The organism is Luteitalea sp. TBR-22 (assembly GCF_016865485.1).
Lineage (GTDB): Bacteria > Acidobacteriota > Vicinamibacteria > Vicinamibacterales > Vicinamibacteraceae > Luteitalea.
The window spans coordinates 1826434-1850774 of record NZ_AP024452.1 but is presented as its reverse complement, the minus strand read 5'-3'; the positions used below and the strand labels follow the sequence as shown (position 1 = coordinate 1850774).

Genomic DNA, 24341 nt, shown 5'->3' with positions numbered 1-24341 from the left:
GGTGGCGGTCGCGCCACCCGGCACCTTCACCGGCAGGCTCGGGCAACTCGGCCCGGGCCTGATCATCAGCGCTGCCATCGTCGGCTCCGGCGAACTGATCGTCATCCCCAAGCTCGGGGCGACGATGGGCTTCACGCTGTTGTGGTTCGTCGTGCTCGGCTGCGTGCTGAAGGTCTTCGTGCAGGTCGAACTGGCGCGGCACGCGATTGCGCACCAGGAGACGACGCTGGCCTCGCTCGACACGCTGCCGGGGCCACGCTGGCGCGTCTCGTGGGTGCTCTGGGCGTGGCTGCTGATGTACTGCGGCACGGTGCTGCAGATTGGCGGCATCATCGGTGGCATCACGATGATCTGCGGCATGCTCGGCCTCAGCTGGCCCCCCTGGGTCTGGCTGGTGCTGACGACGCTGTCGGGGATCCTGCTGCTGGTCTCGGGACGGTACGGGCCAGTGGAACGCTACGCCACGGCGATGGTGGCCATCTTCACGCTGTCGGCGATGGTGGCCGTGGTGGCGCTGCAGTGGACCGAGTTCCATGTCACGGCCGCGCAGTGGCGCGAGGGCTTCACGCCACACGTGCCCGGCAGCTTCACGGTGGCCTTCGCGGCGTTCGGCGTGACGGGGGTAGGCGCGTCGGAGCTGATCTACTACCCGTACTGGTGCCTCGAGAAGGGGTACGGCCGGAGCGTCGGGCCGCCGCCCGAGGGAGGCGCGTGGTCGGCGCAGCGGCCGGCCTGGACGGCGCGCGCGCTGGGGTGGCTCGGCGTGATGCGCCTCGATGCGTTCGTGTCGATGATCATCTACACGTTCGCCACGATCGCCTTCTACGTGCTCGGCGCGGCGATCCTGCACAAGACGGCCCGCGACGTCAGCGACAACGACCTCATCGGGCGCCTCGCCGACATGTACCTGCGATCGCTCGGCGAGTGGAGCTACGTGCTGTTCCTCGTCGGCGCGCTGACCGTGCTCTACTCGACCTTCTTCGTGGCCACGGCCTCCAACGCGCGGCTTCTGGTGGACGTCGGCGGCCTGCTCGGCGTGCCGGCCGCCTCGGTCCCGACCGCCGAGGCCCGGCGCAAGGCGGTCCAGGTCGCCTGCGTGCTGTTGCCCCTGGCCTCCGCCACCGCGTTCGTGGTGTGGCCCCAACCGGTCACCCTCGTGCTCATCGGCGCGATGGGCCAGGCCGTGATGCTGCCCCTGCTGGCCGGCGCGGCCGTCTACTTCCGCCATCGCCGCCTCCCCGCAGACCTGGCGCCGTCATATGCCTGGACCGTCGCCCTGTGGGTGTCGGCGGCCCTGATCGCGCTGGTCGGGGTGTACCAGTTCCTTCGCACGGTCGGCGCGGTCTAGGACGGCGGGCGAGCGACGCTCGCCCCCTGCCGCCAGTCCCGGCGTCACGCGCCCTTCGGGCTGCCGCCGTTTCTCCCCCTGCCGATAGACCTTCTATGATGGTGTCCGTGACTCGCCCGCGCCGCTGGCTCCCCGGACTGCTGCTTGCCGGCGCGACACTCCTGGTCCCGGCGGCCGGCGCGCGCACCACGACGCAGGCCCAGCCGCCCGCGCCAGCCCGGCGGGTGTGGACCGTCCTGACGACCGGCGGCAGCCAGCCGCTGCCCGTCACGGTCGTGAACGGCCGCGAGTACGTCAGCGCTGCCGACCTCAGCGGACTGTTCGGCCTGGTGGTCAAGGAGGACCGGGCCGGGGGCCTGGTCATCTCCATGGGCACGCGCACCATCGTCGTGTCCCTCACGCAAGGGCTGGCCTCGGTCGACGGGCGGGTGGTGAGCCTGCCGGCTCCCCCGACCCGACAGGGCGCCACCTGGCTGCTGCCGGTCGAGGTGATCGAGCGCGCGCTCGCCCCGGGCGCCTCGCCCCGGATCGACGTGCGCCGTCGTTCGTCGCTGGTCATCCTGGGATCGTTGAGCGTGCCCGCGGTCACGGCACGCAGCGAGGCGGTCCCCAACGGCACCCGGCTCACCTTCACGGTGACGCCGGCCGTCCAGCAGACGATCGTCAACGAGAACGGTCGCCTCGTCGTCCGCTTCGCGGCCGACGCCCTCGACGCCGACCTGTCGGGCCTGGCGCCCGGGCCGCTGCTGACCAGCGCCCGCGTGTTGCCGCCGTCGACGGTGGAACTCGCCCTGGGGACGCCGTTCGGCAGCTACCGTGCGGCCGAGCAGCGTGAAGGGGCGACGCTCAGGCTCACCATCGACCTGCTTGCCGCGACGCAGGGGCCGGCCGTGACCTCGCCGGAGCAGACCGCGCCTGCGGCCCCGGCCGAGAGCCAGGCCGACGCGGGTCCGCCGTTGCTGCCCGAGGCCACCGGGCTGCGCACCATCGTCATCGACCCCGGCCACGGCGGGTCGGAGAACGGCGCACGCGGTCCGAGCGGCACCCTCGAGAAGCACGTGGTGCTCTCGATGGCGCGCCAGCTCAAGGCGGCCATCGAGGCACGCCTCGGCATCCGCGTGCTGCTCACGCGCTCGGGCGACGAGACCGTCCCGCTCGATTCCCGCGCGGCGTTTGCCAACAACAACAAGGCCGACCTGTTCATCTCGATCCACGCCAATGCCTCGGTGCGGTCGTCGGTGACCGGCGCGGAGGTGTTCTACGTGACGCTCGGCGAGTACGGCAACGCGCGCGCCAGCGCGGCCGAGCCCGGGGCGCTGTTGCCGACGTTCGGCGGCGGCGAGCGCAGCGTCGACCTGATCCTGTGGGAGATGGCGCAGGCCCAGCACCTCAACGAGTCGGCGCGACTGGCCCGCATCGTCGAGGGCGAGATGCGCCAGCGGGTGCCGATGTCGCCGCGGGCCATCCAGCAGGCGCCCTTCCGGGTGCTGGTGGGCGCCAACATGCCCGCCGTGCTCGTCGAGACGGGGTTCATCACCAATCCCACCGAGGAGAAGCGGCTGAACACCCCGGAGTACCAGGCGCAACTGGTCAACGCGATGCTGGCCGCCGTGGTGCGCTTCAAGGCCACCAGCGAGCGCGTCGGCGCCCCGCTGGCGCCCGTGCAGTCGTCGCAGCAGGACCCGCGCTGATGCGTCGGACGATCGTGGTGGGCCTGCTCGGCGCGATGACCGCCGTGCTCATCGGCATCGCCGGCCTGGTCGTCGTGCCGCGCCTGCTCGCGCCCGCGACGGTCGAAGTGCCGCGGGCCGATGCCGGTGCGACCGCTGAAGCCACCAGCCGCATCCGCGCCAGCCTCTACTACGTCGCCGAGGACGGTCTGCGGCTCACGGCCGTCGACGCCGACGTGCCCTACGGCGCCACGCCCGCCGACCAGGCCCGCGCGCTGGTGGAAGCACAACTGCAACCCGCGCCGGCACCGCTGGCCCAAGCGATCGCCGAGGGCACGCGAGTGCGGCAGATCTTCGTGGCCGAGGACGGCACCGCCTTCGTCGACCTGTCCAAGGAAGCGGTGGTGAACCACCGCGGCGGCAGCCTCGACGAGCTCTTCGCGGTCTACGCCATCGTCAACGCGGTGACCGTCAACCTGCCGGCGATCAAGGGCGTGCAGATCCTGGTCGAAGGCCAGGAGGTCGACACCCTGGCTGGCCACGTGGACCTGCGCCATCCCCTGGCGCGCAACATGCGCTGGGTCGGCGAGTCGCCGGCCATTACCGACGACTCGAATGCGGCGACGCCGAATGCCGCGATGCCGGAAGGGGCACCACCGAGTCCTCGGCCCTGAGCCCTGAGCCGCGGGCCAGTTGGTACACTGTCGTTTGCATGCCTCGCTCCGACGGTCGCTCCAACGATGCCCTCCGCCCCTGTGTCATCACCCCGCACATCTCGCTGCACGCCGAAGGCTCCTGCCTGGTCGAGACCGGCCGCACGCGCGTGATCTGCACCGCCAGCGTCGAGGACCGCGTGCCGCCGTTCCTGCGCAACTCGGGCAAGGGGTGGGTGACGGCCGAGTACGGCATGCTGCCGCGCGCCACGACGACGCGCGTCCAGCGCGAGTCGACGGCGGGGAAGGTCGGCGGGCGCACGCAGGAGATCCAGCGCCTGATCGGTCGCTCCCTGCGGTCGGTGGTCGACATGACCCGGCTCGGTGAGCGGACGCTCTGGATCGACTGCGACGTGATCCAGGCCGACGGCGGCACTCGCACGGCCGCCATCACCGGCGGCTTCGTCGCCATGGTGCTCGCCATGCAGCACATGCTCGAGGCCAAGCAGATCAAGGAGATCCCGGTGAAGGACTACCTCGCGGCGACCAGCGTCGGCGTGGTCGCCGGGGTGCCGATGCTCGACCTGGCCTACGATGAGGACTCCAACGCCGACGTCGACATGAACGTGATCCGGACGGGCGACGGCCGCTTCATCGAGGTGCAGGGGACGGCCGAGAAGGAGCCGTTCCCGCGCGCGGTGCTCGACCAGCTTCTCGACCTCGGCAGCAAGGGCATCGACGAACTCATCGCCAAGCAGGCGGCGATCGTCGGCGCGCTGCTGCGCGTGAAGCTCCCGGCGAAGGTCTAGCATGTCGGTGCGCCTGCTCGTCGCCACCAGCAACGCCGGCAAGATGCGGGAACTGGCGGCCCTGTTCGCCGACCTCCCCGTCACGCTGGTGTCGCTGCAGGACCTGCCGGTGACGATCCCGCCGCCGGACGAGACCGGCGAGACCTGCGCCGACAACGCGCGTCTCAAGGCGACGGCCTACGCGATCGCCGCAGGACTGCCCTGCCTGGCCGAGGACTCGGGCTTCGAGGTGGAGGCACTCGGCGGCGCGCCGGGCGTGCGCTCCGCGCGGGTGCCCGGCGGCAGCGACGAGGCCCGCAACGCGTGGGTCTACGCGCAACTCGACGCGCGCGGCAGCCGTGACTCGAAGGCGCGCTTCGTGTCGGTGCTGGCCCTGGCCACCGCCACCGGCGAGATCGTGCACGTGGCGGAGGGCGAGGTCGCCGGCACGATCGCGCCCGAGCCGCGTGGTTCCAACGGCTTCGGCTACGACCCGATGCTGTTCTACGCGCCGCTCGGGCGGACGTTCGCCGAGCTCACCATGGAGGAGAAGGCCTCGGTGAGCCACCGGGGGCGCGCGGCGCGGCTGATGCACGACTGGATCGGCGCGCACCTGGACACGCTGGCGGGGGAACGCTGATGCAACGCCGCCTGTGGTTCGGCGCGGCGATGGCCTGCGCCTTCGGATCGATCTATGCGGGCATGTTCGGCCTGACGAAGGTGCAGTACCCGCTCATCGGCCTGGCGGTCGTGGCGGTGGTGATGGCCATCAGGGCCGAGCCCCCGCCGCCGGTGGAGGACCCGAGAAGACGCTCGTAATTCGAAATCTGAAACTTGAAATTCTCGAGCGCGGGCCTTCGGCCCCGCGCCTCCCGGGCCTCTCGAGCGGCAAGGCCGACTGGCCGGCCGCCGATCGATTTCAGATTTCGACTTTCCAATCACACGCGCCGCAGCTGGACCTGCTCCACCACGTGCTGCGGCCCCTTGGTCAGGATCAGGTGGGCGCGCATCCGCGTCGGCTGGATGTTCTCGCGCAGGTTCGGGGCGTTGATCTCGGCCCAGATCCGCGCGGCGGTCTCGCGCGCCTGGGCCTCGTCCAGCGACGCGTACCGGTGGAAGTACGAGCCCGGATCCTGGAACACCGTGTCGACCAGTCGCAGGAAGCGCTCGACGTACCACTGCTCGATGTCGTCCTCGGCTGCGTCGACGTAGATCGAGAAGTCGAAGAAGTCCGAGGCGAACAGCTGGTCGGTGTCGCGCTGGTGCGGCGGCGCCTGCAGGACGTTGAGCCCTTCGACGATCACGATGTCGGGCTGCCGCACCGCCTGCACGTGCCCCGGCACGATGTCGTACCGCTGGTGCGAGTACACGGGCGCATGCACCTCGGGAACGCCCGCCTTCACGTCGGCCAGGAAGCGCACCAGGCGCGCCCGGTCGTAGCTCTCCGGGAACCCCTTCCGCTTCATCAGCCCGCGGCTCTCGAGCACCGCGTTCGGGAAGAGGAAGCCGTCGGTGGTCACCAGGTCCACCGAGGGGTGCGTCGGCCAGCGTGAGAGCAGGGCCTGCAGGATGCGCGCGGTCGTGCTCTTGCCCACCGCCACGCTGCCCGCCAGGCCGATGATGAACGGCACCTGCTCGCCGTCGTTGCCGAGGAAGGTCTGCGTGGTGCGGTAGAGGCCCTGCGAGGCGCTCACGTACAGGTTCAGCAGGCGCGACAGCGGCAGGTAGATCTGCACGACCTCGTCGACCGAGAGCGCGTCGTTCAGGCCGCGCAGCGCGGCGATGTCGGCTTCCGAGAGCGTCAGCGGGGTGCTGTCACGCAGGTGCGACCACGCGTCCCGATCGAAGGTGAGGAACCGCGAGAGCGCGGTGGCAGCGGTCGTCATCAGGCCCCATCAGGATGCGGCCCGACATGGGCAATGTCAAAGCAACGCCCGCGCCTCGTCGCCGTACGGCGCGCGCTTCCAGCGCCACCCTCCCTCGGCCTTGGCAGCGTAGAGGGCCCGGTCGGCCGCCTGCATCGCCGCCTCGAGCGAGGCGCCACGGGCCGCCAGCGCCACCCCGAGGCTGGCGCCGACGCGGATCGACTGCCCCAGCACCGTCATCGGCTCGGCCACGACGGCCACCAGCGCGTTGGCGAGCACTTCGGCGTCGGCGGCATCGGCCACGCCGCGCTGCACGACCACGAACTCGTCGCCCCCGAGCCGCACCACCTCGTCGTCCTCGCGGGCGCGCTCCCGCAGGCGACGGCCGACCTCGCGCAGCACGAGATTGCCGACATGGTGGCCGAGCGAGTCGTTGACCGGCTTGAAGCCGTCGAGATCGAGGTAGTGGACGGCCGTCATGTCGTCCCGGTCGCGACGACCGCTCTCCTCCCGGACCACCGCGTCGAGCCGACGACGGTTGGAGAGGCCCGTGAGCACGTCGGTGTGTGCGCGGCGGCGCAGGTCGTCCACCACCAGCTCGTTGGACAGGTCCTGCAGCGTGCCGATCCCCAGCACGCCGCGCCCGAGTTCCCGCGCCCGGAACTCCATCGTCAGTTCTGCCGGGAACGGCGTGCCGCTCGGCCGCACGCACGTCAGGCGCGTGGTCCATTGCGACCTGCCGATTCCACGCAGCGCGTTGGAAATCGCCGCCCGGTCGGTCGGCGTCACCAGTTCCAGCAGTCCGTCGAGGGTCGTCGGCGCCGGCACGATCGAGCCGAACAGCGCCGAGAACATGCCGTCGCACGTGAGGCGATCCTCGTCGCGGTCGTACTCGAGCCCGCAGACGCCGTCGAGGCGCTGCAACTGCCTGAAACGGTTGTCGCGATCGACGTAGCGGCCGAACTGCCGGCGCTGCCGCATCACCGACCACACGCGGCGGGCCACCAGCTGCAAACGCCTGACGTCATCGTCGTCGTAGTCGGTCGGCTTGTTGCCGACGCCCACGAGCAGGCGGACGAGGTCGTCCTCGACGACCGGCACGCCCAGGTGGCGCACCAGCAGGGAGTGGCCGCTCGGCAGCCCGCGCTTGCCGGGGGTCGACGCGTAGTCGTTGTGCACGCAGGGACGCCGCAGGCGGAAGGTGTCGGCCCAGATCCCCGCGACCGTGACCGGGTAGTGCCGGTCGTACACCGCACCACACCCGGCCAGGGTGTCGCGCGACCAGACGCCGAGCTCGATCGTCGCCTGGTCCTCGTTCAGGAAGTGCAGGTAGGCGATGCGGGAGCCGGTCACGGCCTGGGCGATCTCCACGCCCGCCTGGGCCAGTTCGGCCTGCGTCCGGTCGATCGTCAACGCCTCGAGCAACTCGAGGGCCTGCACGAGGGACGCCTGAGGAGAGTCCATGAGGGCATCGCCAGCCGCAGGGGGGAGGGAAGCCGAGCAGGCGAGGTCAGTGTACGCCCCTACGGAACGCGGAGCCAGGGGAATCCACTACCCCTGTCAGGAGCCCGTGAACGCCTCGAAGGAGACGGCGTCGACGTATCCCATACGGCGATAGACGGGCTGTCCCGCCGGCGTGGCATGCAGCACGGTGCGGGTGATGCCCCATTCCTTCCTGGCCTCCGCGAGCGCGCGCCGCATCACGGCTTCCGCGTACCCCTTGCGCTGGTGCGCCGGATCGGTGGCCACCAGGGCCACGTAGGCCGTGTCGTCGACGGCGGCGACGCACGCCGAGGCGACCGGCGTGGAGCCGAGCATGCCGACGACGCCGAGCATGTCCTTCCAGATCTCGGGCACGCCGGTGACGGCCCGACAGATGTCGGCGGGCATCCCGTACGCGACGGCATTCACGTCGCCGACGCTCTCGCGGAGGTCCTGGGTCTCGACCACCCTGTACGTCAGGGTCGGGGCCGGGTAGGCGGGCGGCGCGAGCGCGTCGGTGGCCATGCCGTGCATCCGCATCATCGGCTGCAGGCCCGCCGCGGCGCACACGTCGGCCAGCCGGGGGCGCAGGTGCTCGGGCACGAAGTGGTCGGAGACGACGAACAGCCAGTGCAGGTCGTGCCGACGAAAGGGCGCGGCGGCGTCGGCGATGCGCGCCGCGAGGTCGGCCTCGTCCACCAGGGGCGCCGTGATCAGCGCCAGGTTCATGAACGGCAGCGCCGATCGGCCGTTGGCGATCAGCAGTCCCGGCAAGCGCGTGGTGCCGCCGCCCGGCAGGTGCTTGGCGAAGTACGTCCACGTGTGCTGGAACAGGCGGTTGGATTCCTCGACCAGTGACGAGGGGGCGTGCGGCATGCGAAAGACCTCCACGAGGGGTGCGCGAGGCACCTGTGGCGTGCGTATCTGCTGTCGAGCTTCCCTACGATACCGCCTTCGGGCCCCGCGCTCACGCCTGGAATGAAGGACGCGGCGTGGCCACCAGTGCGGCCGGGATCACGGAGAGTGCCGCATGAAGCGCTGACAGGACGGCGACCGGGCACGGTCGGCGCCAAGGGACGCACAAACCTCCGGGACGGCGTATTGTAGGGGCCGCCATGCCCCATTCCCTCGATCGCCGTTCGTTCCTGAAGTCCGCGTCGGCCGGCCTTGGCGCCGGCCTCGTCGTCCCTGCCGTCGCCGCCGCGGCGCCGGCCATTCGCCTGCAGCCCGGTGCCGCGGCCGACCGCGTGCGCGTCGCCATCATGGGCGTCAACAGCCGCGGGTCGCAGCTCGCGCGGGCGTTCCTCGCGACGCCTGGCGCCGCCATCACCGCCATCTGCGACGTCGACACCCGCGCCGCCGCGCGCGCCATCGAGATGATCTCGACGGCCGGGGGCGGCACGCCGCAGGCCATCCCCGACATCCGCAAGCTGGTGGAGTCGCCCGACGTCGACGCGATCGCCATCGCGGCGCCCGACCACTGGCACGCGCCGGCGGCAATCCTCGCGCTCAATGCCGGCAAGCACGTGTACGTCGAGAAGCCGTGCAGCCACAATCCGCGCGAGGGCGAAGTGCTCGTCGAGACCCAGAAGCGCACCGGCAAGGTGGTGCAGATGGGCAACCAGCGGCGCTCGTGGCCGAACGTGCAGAAGGCGATCGGCCTGGTGCACGGCGGACGCATCGGCCGCGTGTACCACGCGCGCACGTGGTACGCCAACGCACGCACGTCCATCGGCCTGGGCAAGCCCGCGACAGTGCCGCCGTGGCTCGACTTCGAGTTGTGGCAGGGGCCGGCACCGCGCCGGCCGTTCCTCGACAACCTGGTCCACTACGAGTGGCACTGGCGCTGGCACTGGGGCACGGGCGAGGCGGCCAACAACGGCACGCACATGTTCGACCTGGCGCGGTGGGGCCTGCAGGTGGAGCACCCGTCTCGGGTGACGTCGGCCGGCGGGCGCTATCACTTCACCGACGACTGGGAGTTCCCCGACACGCAGGTCGTGACGCTCGAGTACCCGGATCGCAAGTTGATCAGCTGGGAGTCGATGAGCTCGAACGCGTTCAAGCCCCAGGGCACCGGCGTGGGCGTGACGTTCCACGGCGAGCAGGGCTCGATCATGATCGACGGCGACGGCTACACCGTGTACGACCTGAAGGGCGGCGTGGTCGAGACGATCAAGACCGACCCCGGCGCGACCACCAGCCAGGTCGGACCGGCCGTGCGCCTCGACGCGCTGCACACCGCCAACTTCCTCGACGGCATCCGCGGCAAGGCGCAGTTGTTCACGCCCATCGACGGCGGGCACGTGAGCACGATGATGGCGCACCTGGGCAACATCGCGTGGAAGACCGGCCGCGCGCTCACGTGCGACCCGACGACGGGTCGCATCCAGGGCGACGCCGACGCGATGAAGTTGTGGGGACGCGAGTACGAGAAGGGCTGGGCGCCGAAGGGGGTCTAGCGACGCCCTTCGGCAAATGCCGGAATGCTGCGATGCCGGATGTCGAGGATGCTCGGCATTTCCGGCATTGCCGGCATCGCGGCATTCTCGTCATCACTCCACCAGCGCGATGCAGTCGATCTGCACGAGGACGCCGTCGCGGCCCATCTGATCGACGCCGCAGCCGCTGTACGAGCGCGCCGGCGGCGGGTCGGGGAAGTGTCCCGCGTAGCCCTCGTTGATCAGGGCGAGGTTGCGGTTCGGGTCGGCGACGGTCATGTGCACCTTCAGCACGTGGGCCATCGACGAGCCCGCCTGCTCCAGCAACATCTTCATCGCGCGCAACGCGCTCTCGACCTGCACCTTGGCGTTGCCGGGCTCGGCGCGGTCCTCGGGGTACCACCCCCCGATGCCGGCGAGGAAGACCAGCGGCCCTGATCGGATCGCATGCGACAGGAGAGGGTGCGGCGCCTTGCGATCCTTGCGCGTGACGGCCACCTTGCGTGGCCCCCATCCCGGCACCTGACCGCCGCCAGCCTGAGAGGCTTGTGCGGGCGTGGCCGCGCCCGCGAGCGCCGCCACGCCAGCCGTCATCGCCGCGCGCCGCGAAGGGCGCCCTGACACCCGAGCTCTGGACATGGGGACATGCTAGCGGAACGGCAGTCGGCACCCACCTGAGCCCTGAGTCCTGAGGTATCCTGACGACAGGCGTTCTCTGATGCTTCGCACCCGGGTGACCTCCTCCGCTGATCCGCGTCGATCCTTCGACATGAGGGTCCGCGTCTACCCGATCGCCGGTCGCCGGTAGCTCCTGGCTCCACGCGAGCCCCGCACCGGCGACCCGAACCTCCCCACACCGCTTCATCACTCGTGGCTGTCCCCGGCGGGCGCGCCTGCGCCGCCCGGGACGGAGGTGTCTCGTGACGCATCCCTACAGGTACCTGCTCACCGGCGACGTGCCGGTGTCGTTGATCGACGAACTCTGCCGCTGGCACGACCGGATGGTGGCGCACGCGCGACGCGTCGGCGCCGCGCCCGGTGCGCCCTGCTGTGCCGATCCCGATGACTGCCCGCGCGCCGAGGCCGGCCCGCTCTGGGCGCGCGCCATCCAGGCGCTCGGCCCGCGCGCTGCTGGACTCACCTTCCTGCGCCAGCAGGCCGAGGAGGCGCGCCGTGCCTGAGCACGCCCCCATCCTTCCGCGCGACGGCGCCAGCCTGCACGCCCTGCACGCCACGCGCATCGCCGCCCAGGCACTCCGCGTGCTGCCGATCGGGTACTGGCAGCGTCGCCTGGCGGCGCGCGCCTTCTCCCTCGAGCTGATGCCGGTCATGCCGCGCGAGTCGCTGCACGTGCAGGCGCGGCGGCTGGCCGATCACCCTGGCGTCTGGCTGCTCGTCACCGAGGCGATGGCCTGGGGGCTGGTGCCCTGGGTATGGTCGGGCCCGCTCGACAGGCGGGTGGACGGCGCTCGTGCGGCCATGCGCGCATTCCAGCGCGCGGCGCCGCGCGCGTTCGGCGCCGTCCTGTTCGTGACGGCGCCCGACGACACCACCACGCGGGCCGTGCTGCACCGGATCCGCCCGGTCGGGCTCGCGGCGACCTACCTCGCGATTGGCGCCGTGTCGTGGGATCAGCTCGACGAGTGCTTCGAGGATGCGGCCGACGACCTGCCACAGGCCGGCGCCCGCGCCGCGGCGTTGCGGGCCTCACGCCGCCTGGCGCAACTCACCACGGCCTGCCCTTGAGCCGTGGGCCGTGGGCCTTGAGCTTTGGGCCTTGGGCCGTGGGCCTTGGGCCTTGGGCCTTGGGCTGTGGGCCTTGGGCCTTCTGCCGTGAGCCCTGAGCCCTAGCCCCGAGCCCTGAGCCGTAAATGCGCGAGCAGCGCGCCGAGGCTTGCCCCCTCAACGCGCGCGGCTCGGGCTCTCGCCGAAGTGCCGCTTGTAGGCGCGACTGAGGTCGTTCGCGTGCTCGTAGCCGAGCACGTGGGCGACCTCCTTCACCGAGAGCGTGCGCCCGGCCAGCAGCGTCCGGGCGCGCGCCATCCGCCTGGCGTGGAAGAACGCCAGCGGACTGGTGCCCTCGGCCGACGAGAACACCCGGTACAACGTCGACTGCGACAGATTCAGGTAGTCGCACAGGCGGGCGATCGGCTCGCGGCTGTCCAGGTGCGCCTCGATCCAGCGGCGCGCCAGCGCAATGGCATCGGAGCCGCCGTCGCGCTCGCCGCGGCGGTCGAGCAGTTCGCGCCGCACCGTGGTCTCGAAGAGGATGCGACACCCCTCGAGGTATCGCAGGTCGGGCCCGGCGGCGCGCAGCACCTCCTTGCGGCAGAGGTCGTGGAGGTGCAGGAACGCCGGCCGTTCGTGGCGGGCGAGCGGGCGCGCCACGTAGCCAGCGCGCAGGGCCAGGTCCTCCTGCGCACCGGCCAGCTCGCGCCACATCCACATGCGGAACCGCGACTGCCCCGCGCCGCGCCACCCGAAGGGACAGTCGGGCCCGATCAGCGCCAGCGTGCCCGTCGGCATGCGCACGTCCGATCGCCGCACCACCATCGTCGGCGCGCCTTCCTCGATGAGCACGCAGACCCATCCCTCGTGCGTGCTGGCCGGGATGGGCTGCCGGTGGAAGTCGCGGGCGCCCCAGGCCAGGTACTGCAGCGACGAGGCCTCCTGGTCGGCCTTCCAGAACGACCGATCGCGGGCGGGCAGGTACAGGTGTCGCCGGGCATGCGCGGGCATAGCAGCACCATTCAATCAAATTTTGCGGCACGCACAACCGCCTCCCCGGCCCGGACCCGTTGCAGCTAGTCTGGTCGCACCATGCATCGCCGGAAGTTCCTCCAGTCCGCTGGACTGCTGGCCGCGGGTGCGGCTGCGCCCACGATCGTGCCCTCGCGCGTCTTCGGCGCGCAGGCGCCCAGCAATCGCGTCACGCTCGCCTTCATCGGCACCGGTCGCCAGTGCCAGGGGCTCAACATCCCCCAGTTCATGGCGGTCCCTGGCGTGCAGGTGGTCGCCGTGTGCGACGTCGACAGCTGGCGCGTCGGCCAGGCCAAGCAGCTCGTCGAGTCCACCTACGCGAAGCAGTCGCCGTCGGGCGCGTACAAGGGCTGCGACACGTACCGCGACTTCCGCGCGGTGCTCGCCCGCCGCGACGTCGACGCCGTGATGATCTCGACGCCCGATCACTGGCACGTGCCGATGGCGATGCTGGCGCTGCAGGCCGGCAAGGACGTGTCGCTCGAGAAGCCGATCACGCGCTACATCGGCGAGGGCCGGCGCCTCGCCAACGAGGTCGTGGCGCGCAAACGCATCTTCCGCGTCGACAGCGAGTTCCGCTCGCTCGACCGCATGCATCGGGCCGTCGAACTGGTGCGCAACGGCGCCATCGGCACGCTGAAGACCATCCGGGTGTCGTCGCCGCGCGAGGAGTTCCCGCAGGAAGCCGCCATCGAGGCGCCGGTGCCGGCCGAACTCGACTACGACATGTGGCTCGGGCCGGCCCCGAAAGTGCCCTACATGCAGAAGCGCGTGCACAACCCGCGCGACCTGAAGGGCCGCCCGGGCTGGTTCCGCAGCACGATGTACGCCGACGGCATGCTGACCAACTGGGGCGCGCACCTGGTGGACATCTGCCAGTGGGCCAACGGCACCGAGCGCACCGGTCCTGTGGAGGTGCAGGCCACCGGCAGGTACCACGACGACCCGGTGTGGGACGTGCTCGAGACCTTCGACGCGCGCTTCCGCTTCGCCAACGGCGTCGAGATGTTCTACACGATGGACAAGCCGCGCATCCGCTTCGAGGGCGACAAGGGCTGGCTGGTCGTCAACTACGACAAGAGTGCCGACCACCCCGAGTACCACGAGGCCTCCGATCCGAAGATCCTGTCGATGCCCATCCCCGCCGACGGCGTGCGGTTCCCGCTGCGCAGTGAGCGGGTCGACTTCATCGACTCGGTGAAGAGCCGTCGCAAGACGCTGGAGGACGAGGAGATCGGCCAGCGCACGATCTCGATCTGCCATCTCGCCCACATCGGCATCAAGCGGCAGGGCGCGCTCCTCAAGTGGGATCCGGCGCGCGAGCGATTCACCAACGACGAGGAGGCCAATCGCCACCTCGAGGCGCCGGCCGGTCGTACGGACTGGGGGACCAAGTGATCGGACACGGCAGTCGGCAGTCGGCGGTCGGCAGTCAGAGCATCCTGTCCGCAGCCGTCGCCAACCTCTCGTCAGTAGCCGTCGCCCTTGGGCGACGGTCAGTGATCCTCGCGCTTCTCGTCCTGTTGGCGTCGACCAGCGCGGAAGCCGCGCGGCCCGAGTTCTTCGTCTTCGACAACGGCGTCGGCCGCGGCACGTGGACGCCGACGCAGCAGGCACAGACGCTCAAGGAACTCGGCTACGACGGCATCAGCTACAACTACACGAACCCCGAGGATCTGGCCGCCTGGCAGAAGGCCTTCGGCGCCGTCGGCCTGAAGATCTTCGGCCTCTACGTTCACACGTACATCGACAGGCCTGAAGCCTTCGATCCGCGGCTGCCCGAGGCCATCCGGATGCTGAAGGGCACGCCGACGACGCTGTGGATCACCGTGCAGAAGCCCAAGGCGGCCAGCCCCGACGACGAGGCGAAGGCGGTCGCGGTGGTGCAGCGCATCGCCGACCTCGCGAAGGCCTCGGGCGTGCAGGTCGCCCTGTACGGCCACGCCAACTTCTACGTCGAGCACGCCCTGGACTCGGCACGAGTGGTCGGCAAGGCCAACCGCAGCAACCTCGGCGCCAGCATCAACCTCTGCCACGAGTTCATGAGCAACGTCGGCGGCAACCTCGACGCCGCCGTGAAGGCCGTCGCCGCGAAGGCGACGCGCGTCAGCATCAACGGCGTCGATCTCGCGTCGAAGAACTACATCACGCGCCTCGACCAGGGCGACTTCGACATGGTCGCCTACCTGCAGAAGCTGCAGGCGGCCGGCTATCGCGGCCCGATCGGACTGCAGGCCTACAACGTGCCCGGCGACACCCGCGAGAACCTCGCGGCCAACATCGCCACCTGGCGGCGCATCGCCTCGCAGCTCGAGGACCGGGCAGCAGGCGCGCCCGCGCAGAACGTGCTCACGACTGCCGAGAGGAAGGCCGGCTGGCGCCTGCTGTTCGACGGCACGACGACCACCGGCTGGAAAGGCTTCGCCAAGCCGGCGTTTCCCGCGCAGGGGTGGGTCGTCGAGGACGGCACCATCAAGGGGCTCGGCAAGAAGGGCGGCGACATCATCACCACCGCCACCTTCGGCGACTTCGAGTTCGCCTGGGACTGGCGCCTGTCGTACCGCGGCAACAGCGGCATCAAGTACTTCGTCGACGAGGCCCGCGGCAACGAGGGCGGCGCCATCGGCCACGAGTACCAGACCATCGACGACGACAACTACGTGGCGATGACGCTGAACGAGCGCCAGAAGACCGGCGCGTGGTACGACTGCATCCCCGCCGCGAAGAAGGCGGCCCGGCCCGTCGGCGAGTGGAACACCTCTCGCCTGGTCGTGAAGGGCACCATCGTCGAGCACTGGCTCAACGGCACGCTGGTGCTGCGGTACGACATCACCAGCCCAGAGGCGGCAGCCGGGGTCGCGACCAGCAAGTTCAAGGACGTGAAGGGCTACGCCGACAAGATCCGCACGCCGATCCTGCTGCAGGACCACGACACGGTGGTGTGGTTCCGCAACCTGAAGGTGCTCGAGCTCCGCTAGGTAGCAGCGTGTCAGGGAACCCTGCCCCCATATCGAGGAGGCTGGAGGACGAGGCCACTCGTCTGGATGGGCTAGACTCCCTCTGGTGAGCTCGTTTCCCCCCGCGTCACGTCCAGCAGCCGCGGGCTTTCGAGACAATCCTCGCGGCCGCGTCGCCCCCCTGATTGCCGTCGAACCCGCAGACATCCGTCGGGCCATCGAGGCGACGCTCGACGACAACCACGCCTTCGCCCAGGCCAGCGAGCAGCGTTGCTGCCGGTCACAACCCGACAGGGACTTGTCGGCGTCCAGGCCGGCGCGTCCGGCGACGGCCTGGCGCACCGCCCATTGCTCGGCTCACCCCAGGAGACACCCGTATGCCCATCACCCACTTGCGTGCCACCGCCAGCGCGCTCCTCGTGGCCGCGTGTGTGGCCCACGCCCACGCCCAGCCGAGCCTCGACCGCACGCGTTTGCCCATCGCGGCGCCCGCCATCCCGCCCACCACGGTGATGGACGTGCGCAACGCGTCGGAGCCCCCGCCGGTCTTCCGCGTCAACGCCCCCAAGGGGGCGCCCAACGTCCTGATCATCCTGATCGACGACATGGGCTTCGGGCAGTCGGCCGCCTTCGGTGGCCCACTGCACATGCCGACGCTCGGCCGCCTGGCCGACGGCGGCCTGAGGTACAACCAGTTCCACACCACGGCGCTGTGCGCTCCGACACGGGCGGCGCTCCAGACCGGCCGCAACCACCACACCAACAACATGGGGTCGATCACCGAGACCGCGACGTCGTGGCCGGGCAACACCGGGCAGATCCCCGACAACGTCGCGCGCATCGCGACGACGCTCCGCTACAACGGCTACACCACGTCGATGTTCGGCAAGAACCACGAGACCGCGACGTGGGAAGTGAGCCCGTCGGGTCCCACCGACCGCTGGCCGACGCGCAGCGGTTACGACAAGTTCTACGGCTTCATGGGTGGCGAGACCAACCAGTGGGCGCCGCTGATCTACGACGGCATGACGCGCGTGGAGACGCCCAAGGATCCGAACTACCACTTCATGACCGACATGACCAACCAGGCCATCACGTGGGTCCGGTCGGTCAAGTCGCTGACGCCGGACAAGCCCTTCTACATGTACTTCGCACCGGGTGCGACGCATGCGCCGCACCACGCGCCGAAGGCCTGGATCGACAAGTACAAGGGCAAGTTCGACAAGGGCTGGGACGTGCTCCGCGAGGAGACGCTCGCCCGCCAGATCAAGCTCGGCGTGGTGCCGGCGGGCACGAAGCTCGCGCCCAAGCCGGCCGCCATCAAGGACTGGGCCACGCTCTCGCCTGACGAGAAGAAGCTGTTCACGCGGCAGATGGAAGTGTTCGCGGGCTTTGCCGAGTACACCGACGCCGAGATCGGCCGCCTGGTCGACGCCATCGGCGGACTCGGCGAGCTCGACAACACGTTGATCTTCTATATCGTCGGCGACAACGGCGCGAGCGCCGAAGGCGGCATGGCCGGCATGTTCAACGAGATGACCTACTTCAACGGCGTGCCTGAGACGGTGGCCGACGTGCTGAAGCACTACGACGAACTGGGCGGGCCGATGGCCTACAGCCACTACGCGGCGGGCTGGGCGGTGGCGGGCAACTCGCCGTTCCAGTGGACCAAGCAGGTGGCGTCGAGCTACGGCGGCACGCGCAACGGCATGGTGGTGCACTGGCCGAAGGGCGTGAAGGCGAAGGGCGAGGTGCGCTCGCAGTGGCACCACGTGATCGACATCGTGCCGACCATCCTCGAGGCCGCGCAGTTGCCCGAGCCGAAGGTCGTGGACGGCCTCACGCAGGTGCCGATCGAGGGCGTGAGCATGCTGCCGACGTTCAACGACGCGAAGGCCCCGGAGCGCCACCTGACGCAGTACTTCGAGATCTTCGGCAACCGGGCGATCTACAGCAACGGCTGGCTCGCGGGCACCGTGCACCGTGCCGCGTGGGAGGCCAAGCCGCGCGCGACGCTCGACAAGGACGTGTGGGAGCTGTACGACACCCGGACCGACTTCAGCCTGGCCAACGACCTGGCGGCCAAGGATCCGGCCAAGCTGAAGGAGATGCAGGCGCTGTTCCTCTCGGAGGCGGCGAAGTACCACGTACTGCCGATCGACGACCGGACGCTCGAGCGCACCAACGCCGAACTGGTCGGCCGACTCGACCTGATGCAGGGCCGGACGTCGCTCAGCGTCTACCCCGGCATGGGCGGGCTGTCGGAGAACGTCTTCATCAACACGAAGAACAAGTCGTACTCGGTCACCGCGGAGGTCACGATTCCGTCCGGCGGCGGCAAGGGCGTGTTGCTCGCGCAGGCGGGCCGCTTCGGCGGCTGGAGCCTGTACCTGAAGGACGGCAAGCCGGCCTACACGTACAACTTCCTCGGGCTGCAGCGCTTCACCGTCGCCTCGAAGACGGCGATCGCGCCGGGCAAGGCGACCATCCGGTACGAGTTCACCTATGACGGCGGCGGCCTCGGCAAGGGTGGCACCGGCGTGATCCTGGTCAATGGCCGCAAGGTGGCCGAGGGGCGCATCGAGCGGACGCAGTCAGCGGTCTTCTCGGCCGACGAAGGCGCCGACGTCGGCGAGGACGGAGAGACGCCCGTGATCGAGGACTACGGCATCGCGGCGCCCTACCGCTTCACCGGCACGATCGACAAGGTCACGGTGGACACGAGCCAGACGCGGGCCAGGGCCGTGGCGCCCTAGACTCGCCCTCCGCGCCCGGCGGTGGCGGCGCGCGTCCGTCGCGTCGCCACCGAGCCTGCCCCATGCTCCTGCCGCGCCCCGCCTGCCGCCTTGCCTGCAGGGCGAGCCGGTGAATCACCGCCCGGATGGCCGCCTCAGGCGTCCATGGGTGCGATCCGGAACAGGTGGCACTGCCAGGGCCCGAGCTCCACGTACAGGCCCGTGTCTCGCATCTTGCTGCCATTGCGCTCGTGGCTCTGCCCCGCCAGCAGGTCGTCCAGCCGCCACTCACGGCCCCGCAGGTCGTCCCACGGCAGGTGGACGAGCCCCTGCGCACGGCCCGGCCCGTAGTTGACGACGACGAGCGCGCGCGCGTCGTCCTTCGTCCAGCACCACGTGAGGAACTGCCGGCAGCTCTGGTTGTCGGGCCAGCCGCTCCGATCGCAGAGGCGCCAGTCGCCATCCCGGAACAGGTCGCCCTTCGTGGCGTCGAGCAGGCGGGCGTAGAACGCGACCAGATCCGCGTCGGGCGTCTCTGACGGCCGCCGGCCGAGGAAGACCGGCAGCCTCACCGTGCGTCCTTCGAACTGCCCCTCGTGCAGGAGTCGCGCGCCCGGCAGCGTGAGGACCGCCACGGCCGCGGCCTGCCCCTTCGCGCCCGGGAACGATGCGGCGGCCCTTGGCTCGTCGTGGTTCTCGATGAACCGCACCATGCCCTGCTGGTACGGCAGGTCGGCGAGCAGGTGCTGGCGGACGTCCTCCGCGGAGGCGTGCTCCATGCGGTCGTACAGCTTCTTGTCGTAGCAGTGGTCGAACCCCTGCTGCTGGAGCACCCACTCGAGGTCCCAGTAGGCCTCGGCGATGAAGCGGAAGTCCGGACGGCGCGCCTTGATCGCGGGGATCACGGCGGCCCAGTAGTCGGTGGCCGGCCGCTCGCCCGCGCGGGGCCCCCAGGTGCGCGCGAAGACGTCGTCGAGCATCAGCATCGCCATGTCGCAGCGGATGCCGTCGCACTGGCCGGCGATGTCGATGATCGTCGCGATCACCGCCTGCCGCAGCCCGGGATGGAAGGCATCGAGCTGAAGCACGTCGGGCCAGGCCGGGAAGTAGGGGTCCCGGCCGCGCGCGAACACGGCCCCGCCGATCTCGACGAACGACGCCGGGTCGTGCCGGGCGTCCTCCGGGGTGCCCCGCACGAAGTACTCGGGGTGCTCGGTGGCCCAGGGGTGGTCCGGCGCCACGTGATTGGGCACGAAGTCCAGGATGACGCGCAACCCGCGTTGCGCGAGCGCCGCCCGCGCTGCGGCGAGTCCCTGCGGCCCCCCGAGTCGGGGATCGACCACGTAGCGGCGCACGCAGTAGGGTGAGCCGACGTTGTCCTCCGGCGCGAAGTCCGGGAGGGCTCGCCTGAAGTCCTCGAGCAGCCCGGGGTTCTGCATCGAGATGGCGATGCCGGCGGGGCTCCGCTCCCACACGCCCATGAACCAGACGGCGTCGAACCCGCGGGCGGCGATCGCGTCCCACTCCGCCGAGGGCACGGTGCCCAGGTCGACGACCTGCCCGGCTGACCGGGACAGGTCCTCGAGCCACGCCCACGTGCTGATCTCGTAGATGACCGGATGCCTGGGCCAGGACTGCATGGGGCCTCCTTCAGGACCTGCGGCTTCGTCAGGAACGCGTCACGGCTGGTCGGTGACCATCATCGACACGGCGGACCGATGGTCATCGCACTTCCTCGGTGGCTCGTGTTCCTCAGCCGCTGACCCCTTCGCCGCCCACCTGCTGCCGGATCATCCGGCTGGTGAGCTGGCCGCGCTCGGTCTCGAGCATGGTGCGGGCATCGAGCCGGCCGAAGATGTCGAGCAGCGGCGCAACGAGGCCCGTCCACCCCGTCTGGTGACTGGCGCCGATGCCGGCGCCGTTGTCGCCCTGGAAGTACTCGTAGAAGAGGATCAGGTCGCGCCAGTGCGGATCGTCCTGGAACTTGGCGCTGCCACCGTACACCGGCCGCTTGCCCGCCTCGTTGCGGAGGAACGTCGTGCTGAGCCGGCGCGTGAGCTCCTGCGCCACCTCGAACAGGCTCATCTCGTTGCCAGAGCCCGTCGGGCACTGCACCTTGAAGTCGTCGCCGTAGAACGTGTAGAGGTTCAGCAGCGCCCGCACGATCAGGGCGTTGACCGGCATCCACACCGGGCCGCGCCAGTTGGAGTTGCCGCCGAACATGCCCGTGTTCGACTCGCCGGGCAGGTACTGCACCTTGTACTCGTCGTGTCCGACGTGGAACACGAACGGGTGTTCGAGGTGGTACCGCGAGAGCGACCGGATCCCGTGCGGCCCCAGGAACTCGTTCTCGTCGAGCATGTAGCCGAGCACGCGCTCCAGCTTCTGCCTGTTGAGGATCGAGAGGAGGCGGCGCCCCTTGACGCCGGAGAACCCCGCGTCGGTCGGCGCCAGGTGCGACACCAGCTCGGGGTGGCGCTTCTTGAACAGCTCGATCATCTCCATGAGCCGGGGATGGCTCGTGATGGCTTCGGGCTCGAAGACGGTGGAGGCGCAGAGCGGCAGCAATCCGACGAGCGACCGCACCTTGAGCCGCTGCGCCCGGCCGTCGGGCAGGCGCAGCAGGTCGTAGAAGAAGCCGTCCTGTTCGTCCCACATCTCGTCGTGGTGCTCGCCGAGGCGATCCATCGCGTAGGCGATCCACATGAAGTGCTGCACGTACTTGAAGGCGACCTCCTCGTACATCGGGTCGTGATCGCTCAGGATCAGCGCGATGTCGATCATGTTCTGGCAGTAGAACGCCATCCACGCCGTGCCGTCGGCCTGTTCCAGCGAGCCGCCCGTCGGCAACTGCGCACTGCGATCGAACACGCCGATGTTGTCGAGCCCGAGGAAGCCGCCGGCGAACACGTTGCGCCCCTGGGGATCCTTGCGGTTGACCCACCAGTTGAAGTTCATCATCAGCCCCTGGAACGAGCGCTCCAGGAAGTGGATGTCGGCGCGGCCCAGGGTCCGCTCCATCCGGTACAGGTACAGCGTGGCCCACGCGTGCACCGGCGGATTGACGTCGCTGAAGTTCCACTCGTAGGCGGGAATCTGCCCGTTGGGGTGGACGTACAGGTTGCGCAGCATCAGCAGCAGCTGCTCCTTGGCGAAGTCGAAGTCCACCAGCGCCAGCGAGACGGTGTGGAAGGCCAGGTCCCAGGCCGCGTACCAGGGGTATTCCCACTTGTCGGGCATCGAGATGACGTCGGCGTTGAGCATGTGGAACCACTCGGTGTTCCGCACGTCGCGCCGCGCCGCCTCGTGCAGCGGGTGGCTCTGGTGCTCGCTCAGCCACTTCTCGAGGTCGTAGTAGTAGTACTGCTTGCTCCACAGCATGCCGGCCAGGGCCTGGCGATGCACCCGCCGCTGGTCCTCGGTGAGCGCGCCTGGCGTGATCCGGTCGTAGAACTCGTCGGCGTCGGCGAGGCGCTGTTCGACCACCGCGTCGAAATCAGCGAACGGCGAGGCCGGCGCGCTGGCCGCAAGCCGGAGCCGGACCTGCTGGCTGCCGCCGGCGGGCACGTCGAGCACGTAGTGGGCGGCGGCCTTGGTGCCTTCGTGCGCCGGATTGACGGCGCCGGCCTCGCCGGCGATGACGTACGCGTGGAAGGCGTCCTTGACGTAGGGCGTCGGATTGGGCTGGCCCCACAGCCGGCTGGCGTTGGTCTCGTTCTCGGTGAACAGCAGTTCCGGGGCGCCCTCGCACGACAGCCAGCAGTCACCGAGTTCCGGATGTGACGCCTGCACGACGCCGGGCGCCGACCCGCGCAGCGCCGGCTTCGGCGAGCCGTCGTCCCACGACCACGTGTTCCGGAACCACAGCGTCGGCAGCAGGCGGAGCCGCGCCGCCTCCGGCCCGCGGTTGTGCACCGTGATGCGGATCAGGATGTCCTCGGGCCCGGCCTTGGCATACTCCACGACGACGTCGAAGTAGCGGTCGTCGTCGAAGATGCCGGTGTCGAGCAGTTCGTATTCGAACTCCTCGCGGGAGCGGCTGCCGTTGCGGGCGATCAGCTCCGCATAGGGGAAGGCACGCTGCGGGTACTTGTACAGGTACTTCATGTACGAGTGCGTCGGCGTGCTGTCGACGTAGAAGTAGTACTCCTTGACGTCCTCGCCGTGGTTCCCTTCCGAGTTGGTCAGCCCGAAGAGCCGTTCCTTCAGGATGGGATCACGCTCGTTCCACAGCGCGAGGGCGAAACAGAGCCGCTGCTTGTCGTCGGAGATGCCGCCCAGCCCATCCTCGCCCCAGCGGTAAGCGCGCGATCGCGACTGGTCGTGGGAGAAGTACGCCCACGCGTTGCCGTCGACGCTGTAATCCTCGCGCACCGTGCCCCACTGCCGCTCGCTGAGATAGGGGCCCCACTTCTTCCAGGGAATCCCGGCCTCGCGCGCCTCGTTGAGCCGCTTCTGTTCGGTGACGTCGGTGATGTCGTCCATGGCCATCGGTGTGCTCCTCTCCGGATCTCCGGAAGTTCACGAGAAGAGTGCGAACACGGCAAGGGGGGATCGGCGCCTTGCCGGGAGGTCGGAGCCCGGACCTCGAGGGGATGGGCGGCTCACCGCCTGGCGAGCCACAGTTTCTGCCAGCCGACACTCAGCGTATCGAAGTCGGTGCCGGTGCGAACCGACACACCTGAACTGTACGCCACCTTCAGCGACTGGCTGCGCCCGACCGGCAACGACAGCGTCGCGCCGAGCCGCGAGTTGTTCAGGCCCGTGCCGGGAGCTCCCCCCTCGACCCGCGCCTGCCCGCCGCCGTACCACGTGGTGTCGACCGCCAGCCAGAGGCGCGGCCGGAAGGTGTAGCCGACATGTGCCTGCACCGCCAGGACGGGCTCCTGCGTCCTGCGCTGGCCGCCCGGGAAGAAGTCGCCGTTGGCGGTGAACAGCCACACGCCCGCGTAGGCATCCACGTCCCACCGCCCCGCAGGCACGGCGACGCCGAGCTCCGGCTTGACCGCCCAACGGTTGGTCCCGATGTTGATCAACTTGGCGCCGTCGTACTCGCCGGTGGGTGCCGCAACCGTGAGGCTGGTGCCGACGATGGTGCGGCGAGGCGCCTTCGCGAAGGCGCTGGCCCGCATCGCGTCGTTGCCGCGGAGGTTCACCGACAGCTTGAAGCGGGCGTCGGCCAGTCCATTGCGGTAGGTCGAGCGGGCGTCGTCGTTCAGGAACCCTGTCAGTTCACCCGAGGCGATGGGCACGGCGGCGGTGACGAGCGCCAGCTTGCCGAGCAGCCCGAACGTGTAGCCGCCGGCAATCGTGCCGATGCCGAAGGTCGCCTTGACGTCGGTCAGCGGGACGGTCGGATCGAACACGAGACCTCCCGCCAGCCGCGACACGGCGACCACCACGAACCCGGCGTCGGTGGGACTGGCCGCGTAGGCCTTGGGCTCGAGGTCCTGCGCGGTCGCCGCCCCGGCGGCCAGCAGGAAGGACCACAGGGCGACCAGAAGACGGCAGGGCGAGCGGAGCGAGCGGAACATGGGCGACCGACGCCCTAAGTGGAGCACAGAACCTGCCCTCGCAACATCAGGCGTTCCGGCGCGGCCGGATGGCTGCGCGCGCGCCGTCGGTGCGTGGTCCCTAGCACG

Annotated in this window: 20 protein-coding genes; 12 read left to right on the top strand and 8 right to left on the bottom strand. The window is 70.0% G+C overall.

Features of this window, described 5'->3' with window-relative positions; all coding sequences use genetic code 11:
• Position 1: 1 nt before the first annotated feature.
• From TBR22_RS07540 to TBR22_RS07515, 6 genes are all read left to right on the top strand, one after another.
• Positions 2–1348, top strand: coding sequence for an Nramp family divalent metal transporter (locus TBR22_RS07540; RefSeq protein ID WP_239492354.1), 1347 nt, complete (start codon positions 2–4; stop codon positions 1346–1348).
• Positions 1349–1455: 107 nt separating this feature from the next.
• Positions 1456–3039: an N-acetylmuramoyl-L-alanine amidase gene (locus TBR22_RS07535; RefSeq protein WP_239492353.1), complete on the top strand. Its 1584-nt coding sequence runs from the start codon at positions 1456–1458 to the stop codon at positions 3037–3039.
• Positions 3039–3692 carry a GerMN domain-containing protein gene (locus TBR22_RS07530; protein WP_239492352.1) on the top strand — a complete coding sequence of 218 codons (654 nt, stop codon included), beginning with the start codon at positions 3039–3041 and terminating at the stop codon, positions 3690–3692. The genes TBR22_RS07535 and TBR22_RS07530 overlap by 1 nt, the downstream gene beginning before the upstream one ends.
• A 38-nt stretch (positions 3693–3730) precedes the next feature.
• Positions 3731–4480 (top strand): ribonuclease PH, encoded by a 750-nt coding sequence (gene rph, locus TBR22_RS07525; RefSeq protein WP_239492351.1) that lies wholly within the window; start codon positions 3731–3733, stop codon positions 4478–4480.
• A gap of 1 nt (position 4481) precedes the next feature.
• The gene (locus tag TBR22_RS07520) at positions 4482–5099 is read left to right on the top strand and encodes a non-canonical purine NTP pyrophosphatase (RefSeq protein WP_239492350.1); all 618 of its coding nucleotides are present in this window, start codon (positions 4482–4484) and stop codon (positions 5097–5099) included.
• Complete coding sequence (locus tag TBR22_RS07515) at positions 5099–5278, top strand: hypothetical protein (protein ID WP_239492349.1); 180 nt, start codon at positions 5099–5101, stop codon at positions 5276–5278. Before TBR22_RS07520 ends, TBR22_RS07515 begins: the two co-directional genes overlap by 1 nt.
• A gap of 119 nt (positions 5279–5397) precedes the next feature.
• On the opposite strand, the gene coaA is transcribed toward TBR22_RS07515, so the two are convergent.
• From coaA to TBR22_RS07500, 3 genes are all read right to left on the bottom strand, one after another.
• On the bottom strand, positions 5398–6345 hold the full coding sequence (coaA, locus tag TBR22_RS07510; protein WP_239492348.1) for a type I pantothenate kinase: 948 nt from the start codon (positions 6343–6345) through the stop codon (positions 5398–5400).
• A gap of 36 nt (positions 6346–6381) precedes the next feature.
• Complete coding sequence (locus TBR22_RS07505) at positions 6382–7788, bottom strand: sensor domain-containing diguanylate cyclase (RefSeq protein ID WP_239492347.1); 1407 nt, start codon at positions 7786–7788, stop codon at positions 6382–6384.
• Between the two features lie 96 nt (positions 7789–7884).
• Entirely contained in the window at positions 7885–8715 is an 831-nt protein-coding gene (locus TBR22_RS07500; RefSeq protein WP_239492346.1) for a GNAT family N-acetyltransferase, read from the bottom strand.
• 206 nt (positions 8716–8921) lie between these two features.
• On the opposite strand from TBR22_RS07500, the gene TBR22_RS07495 reads away from it, so the two are divergent.
• Positions 8922–10268, top strand: a complete 1347-nt coding sequence (locus TBR22_RS07495; protein WP_239492345.1) for a Gfo/Idh/MocA family protein — start codon at positions 8922–8924, stop codon at positions 10266–10268.
• Positions 10269–10361: 93 nt separating this feature from the next.
• Here the strand turns inward: TBR22_RS07495 and TBR22_RS07490 are convergent, their stop codons facing one another.
• Entirely contained in the window at positions 10362–10886 is a 525-nt protein-coding gene (locus TBR22_RS07490; protein ID WP_239492344.1) for a RidA family protein, read from the bottom strand.
• 281 nt (positions 10887–11167) lie between these two features.
• Here TBR22_RS07490 and TBR22_RS07485 point away from each other — a divergent pair, with 281 nt between their 5' ends.
• Entirely contained in the window at positions 11168–11428 is a 261-nt protein-coding gene (locus TBR22_RS07485; protein ID WP_239492343.1) for a hypothetical protein, read from the top strand.
• The gene (locus TBR22_RS07480) at positions 11421–11993 is read left to right on the top strand and encodes a hypothetical protein (RefSeq protein WP_239492342.1); all 573 of its coding nucleotides are present in this window, start codon (positions 11421–11423) and stop codon (positions 11991–11993) included. The genes TBR22_RS07485 and TBR22_RS07480 overlap by 8 nt, the downstream gene beginning before the upstream one ends.
• 156 nt (positions 11994–12149) lie before the next feature.
• On the opposite strand, the gene TBR22_RS07475 is transcribed toward TBR22_RS07480, so the two are convergent.
• Positions 12150–12986, bottom strand: coding sequence for an AraC family transcriptional regulator (locus TBR22_RS07475; RefSeq protein WP_239492341.1), 837 nt, complete (start codon positions 12984–12986; stop codon positions 12150–12152).
• Positions 12987–13067: 81 nt separating this feature from the next.
• On the opposite strand from TBR22_RS07475, the gene TBR22_RS07470 reads away from it, so the two are divergent.
• From TBR22_RS07470 to TBR22_RS07460, 3 genes are all read left to right on the top strand, one after another.
• A complete protein-coding gene (locus TBR22_RS07470; protein WP_239492340.1) occupies positions 13068–14405 on the top strand; it encodes a Gfo/Idh/MocA family protein in 1338 nt (445 codons plus the stop codon).
• A gap of 101 nt (positions 14406–14506) precedes the next feature.
• Entirely contained in the window at positions 14507–15985 is a 1479-nt protein-coding gene (locus tag TBR22_RS07465) for a family 16 glycoside hydrolase (protein ID WP_239492339.1), read from the top strand.
• Between the two features lie 356 nt (positions 15986–16341).
• Positions 16342–18720 (top strand): arylsulfatase, encoded by a 2379-nt coding sequence (locus tag TBR22_RS07460; RefSeq protein ID WP_239492338.1) that lies wholly within the window; start codon positions 16342–16344, stop codon positions 18718–18720.
• Between the two features lie 134 nt (positions 18721–18854).
• Here the strand turns inward: TBR22_RS07460 and TBR22_RS07455 are convergent, their stop codons facing one another.
• The 3 genes from TBR22_RS07455 to TBR22_RS07445 form a co-directional block, all read right to left on the bottom strand.
• Positions 18855–20339 carry an alpha-amylase family glycosyl hydrolase gene (locus tag TBR22_RS07455; RefSeq protein ID WP_239492337.1) on the bottom strand — a complete coding sequence of 495 codons (1485 nt, stop codon included), beginning with the start codon at positions 20337–20339 and terminating at the stop codon, positions 18855–18857.
• A 112-nt stretch (positions 20340–20451) separates the two neighbouring features.
• Positions 20452–23190 carry a hypothetical protein gene (locus tag TBR22_RS07450; RefSeq protein WP_239492336.1) on the bottom strand — a complete coding sequence of 913 codons (2739 nt, stop codon included), beginning with the start codon at positions 23188–23190 and terminating at the stop codon, positions 20452–20454.
• 113 nt (positions 23191–23303) lie between these two features.
• Entirely contained in the window at positions 23304–24233 is a 930-nt protein-coding gene (locus TBR22_RS07445) for a transporter (RefSeq protein ID WP_239492335.1), read from the bottom strand.
• Positions 24234–24341 lie beyond the last annotated feature (108 nt).

Bases quoted from the DNA above. Each gene is read 5' to 3' on its own strand.
- TBR22_RS07520 (WP_239492350.1), top strand. From the start codon at position 4,482: ATGTCGGTGCGCCTGCTCGTCGCCACCAGCAACGCCGGCAAGATGCGG.
- TBR22_RS07450 (WP_239492336.1), bottom strand. From the start codon at position 23,190: ATGGCCATGGACGACATCACCGACGTCACCGAACAGAAGCGGCTCAAC.
- TBR22_RS07445 (WP_239492335.1), bottom strand. From the start codon at position 24,233: ATGTTCCGCTCGCTCCGCTCGCCCTGCCGTCTTCTGGTCGCCCTGTGG.
- TBR22_RS07475 (WP_239492341.1), bottom strand. From the start codon at position 12,986: ATGCCCGCGCATGCCCGGCGACACCTGTACCTGCCCGCCCGCGATCGG.
- TBR22_RS07460 (WP_239492338.1), top strand. From the start codon at position 16,342: ATGCCCATCACCCACTTGCGTGCCACCGCCAGCGCGCTCCTCGTGGCC.
- coaA (WP_239492348.1), bottom strand. From the start codon at position 6,345: ATGACGACCGCTGCCACCGCGCTCTCGCGGTTCCTCACCTTCGATCGG.
- rph (WP_239492351.1), top strand. From the start codon at position 3,731: ATGCCTCGCTCCGACGGTCGCTCCAACGATGCCCTCCGCCCCTGTGTC.
- TBR22_RS07515 (WP_239492349.1), top strand. From the start codon at position 5,099: ATGCAACGCCGCCTGTGGTTCGGCGCGGCGATGGCCTGCGCCTTCGGA.
- TBR22_RS07455 (WP_239492337.1), bottom strand. From the start codon at position 20,339: ATGCAGTCCTGGCCCAGGCATCCGGTCATCTACGAGATCAGCACGTGG.
- TBR22_RS07505 (WP_239492347.1), bottom strand. From the start codon at position 7,788: ATGGACTCTCCTCAGGCGTCCCTCGTGCAGGCCCTCGAGTTGCTCGAG.
- TBR22_RS07530 (WP_239492352.1), top strand. From the start codon at position 3,039: ATGCGTCGGACGATCGTGGTGGGCCTGCTCGGCGCGATGACCGCCGTG.
- TBR22_RS07490 (WP_239492344.1), bottom strand. From the start codon at position 10,886: ATGTCCAGAGCTCGGGTGTCAGGGCGCCCTTCGCGGCGCGCGGCGATG.
- TBR22_RS07470 (WP_239492340.1), top strand. From the start codon at position 13,068: ATGCATCGCCGGAAGTTCCTCCAGTCCGCTGGACTGCTGGCCGCGGGT.
- TBR22_RS07495 (WP_239492345.1), top strand. From the start codon at position 8,922: ATGCCCCATTCCCTCGATCGCCGTTCGTTCCTGAAGTCCGCGTCGGCC.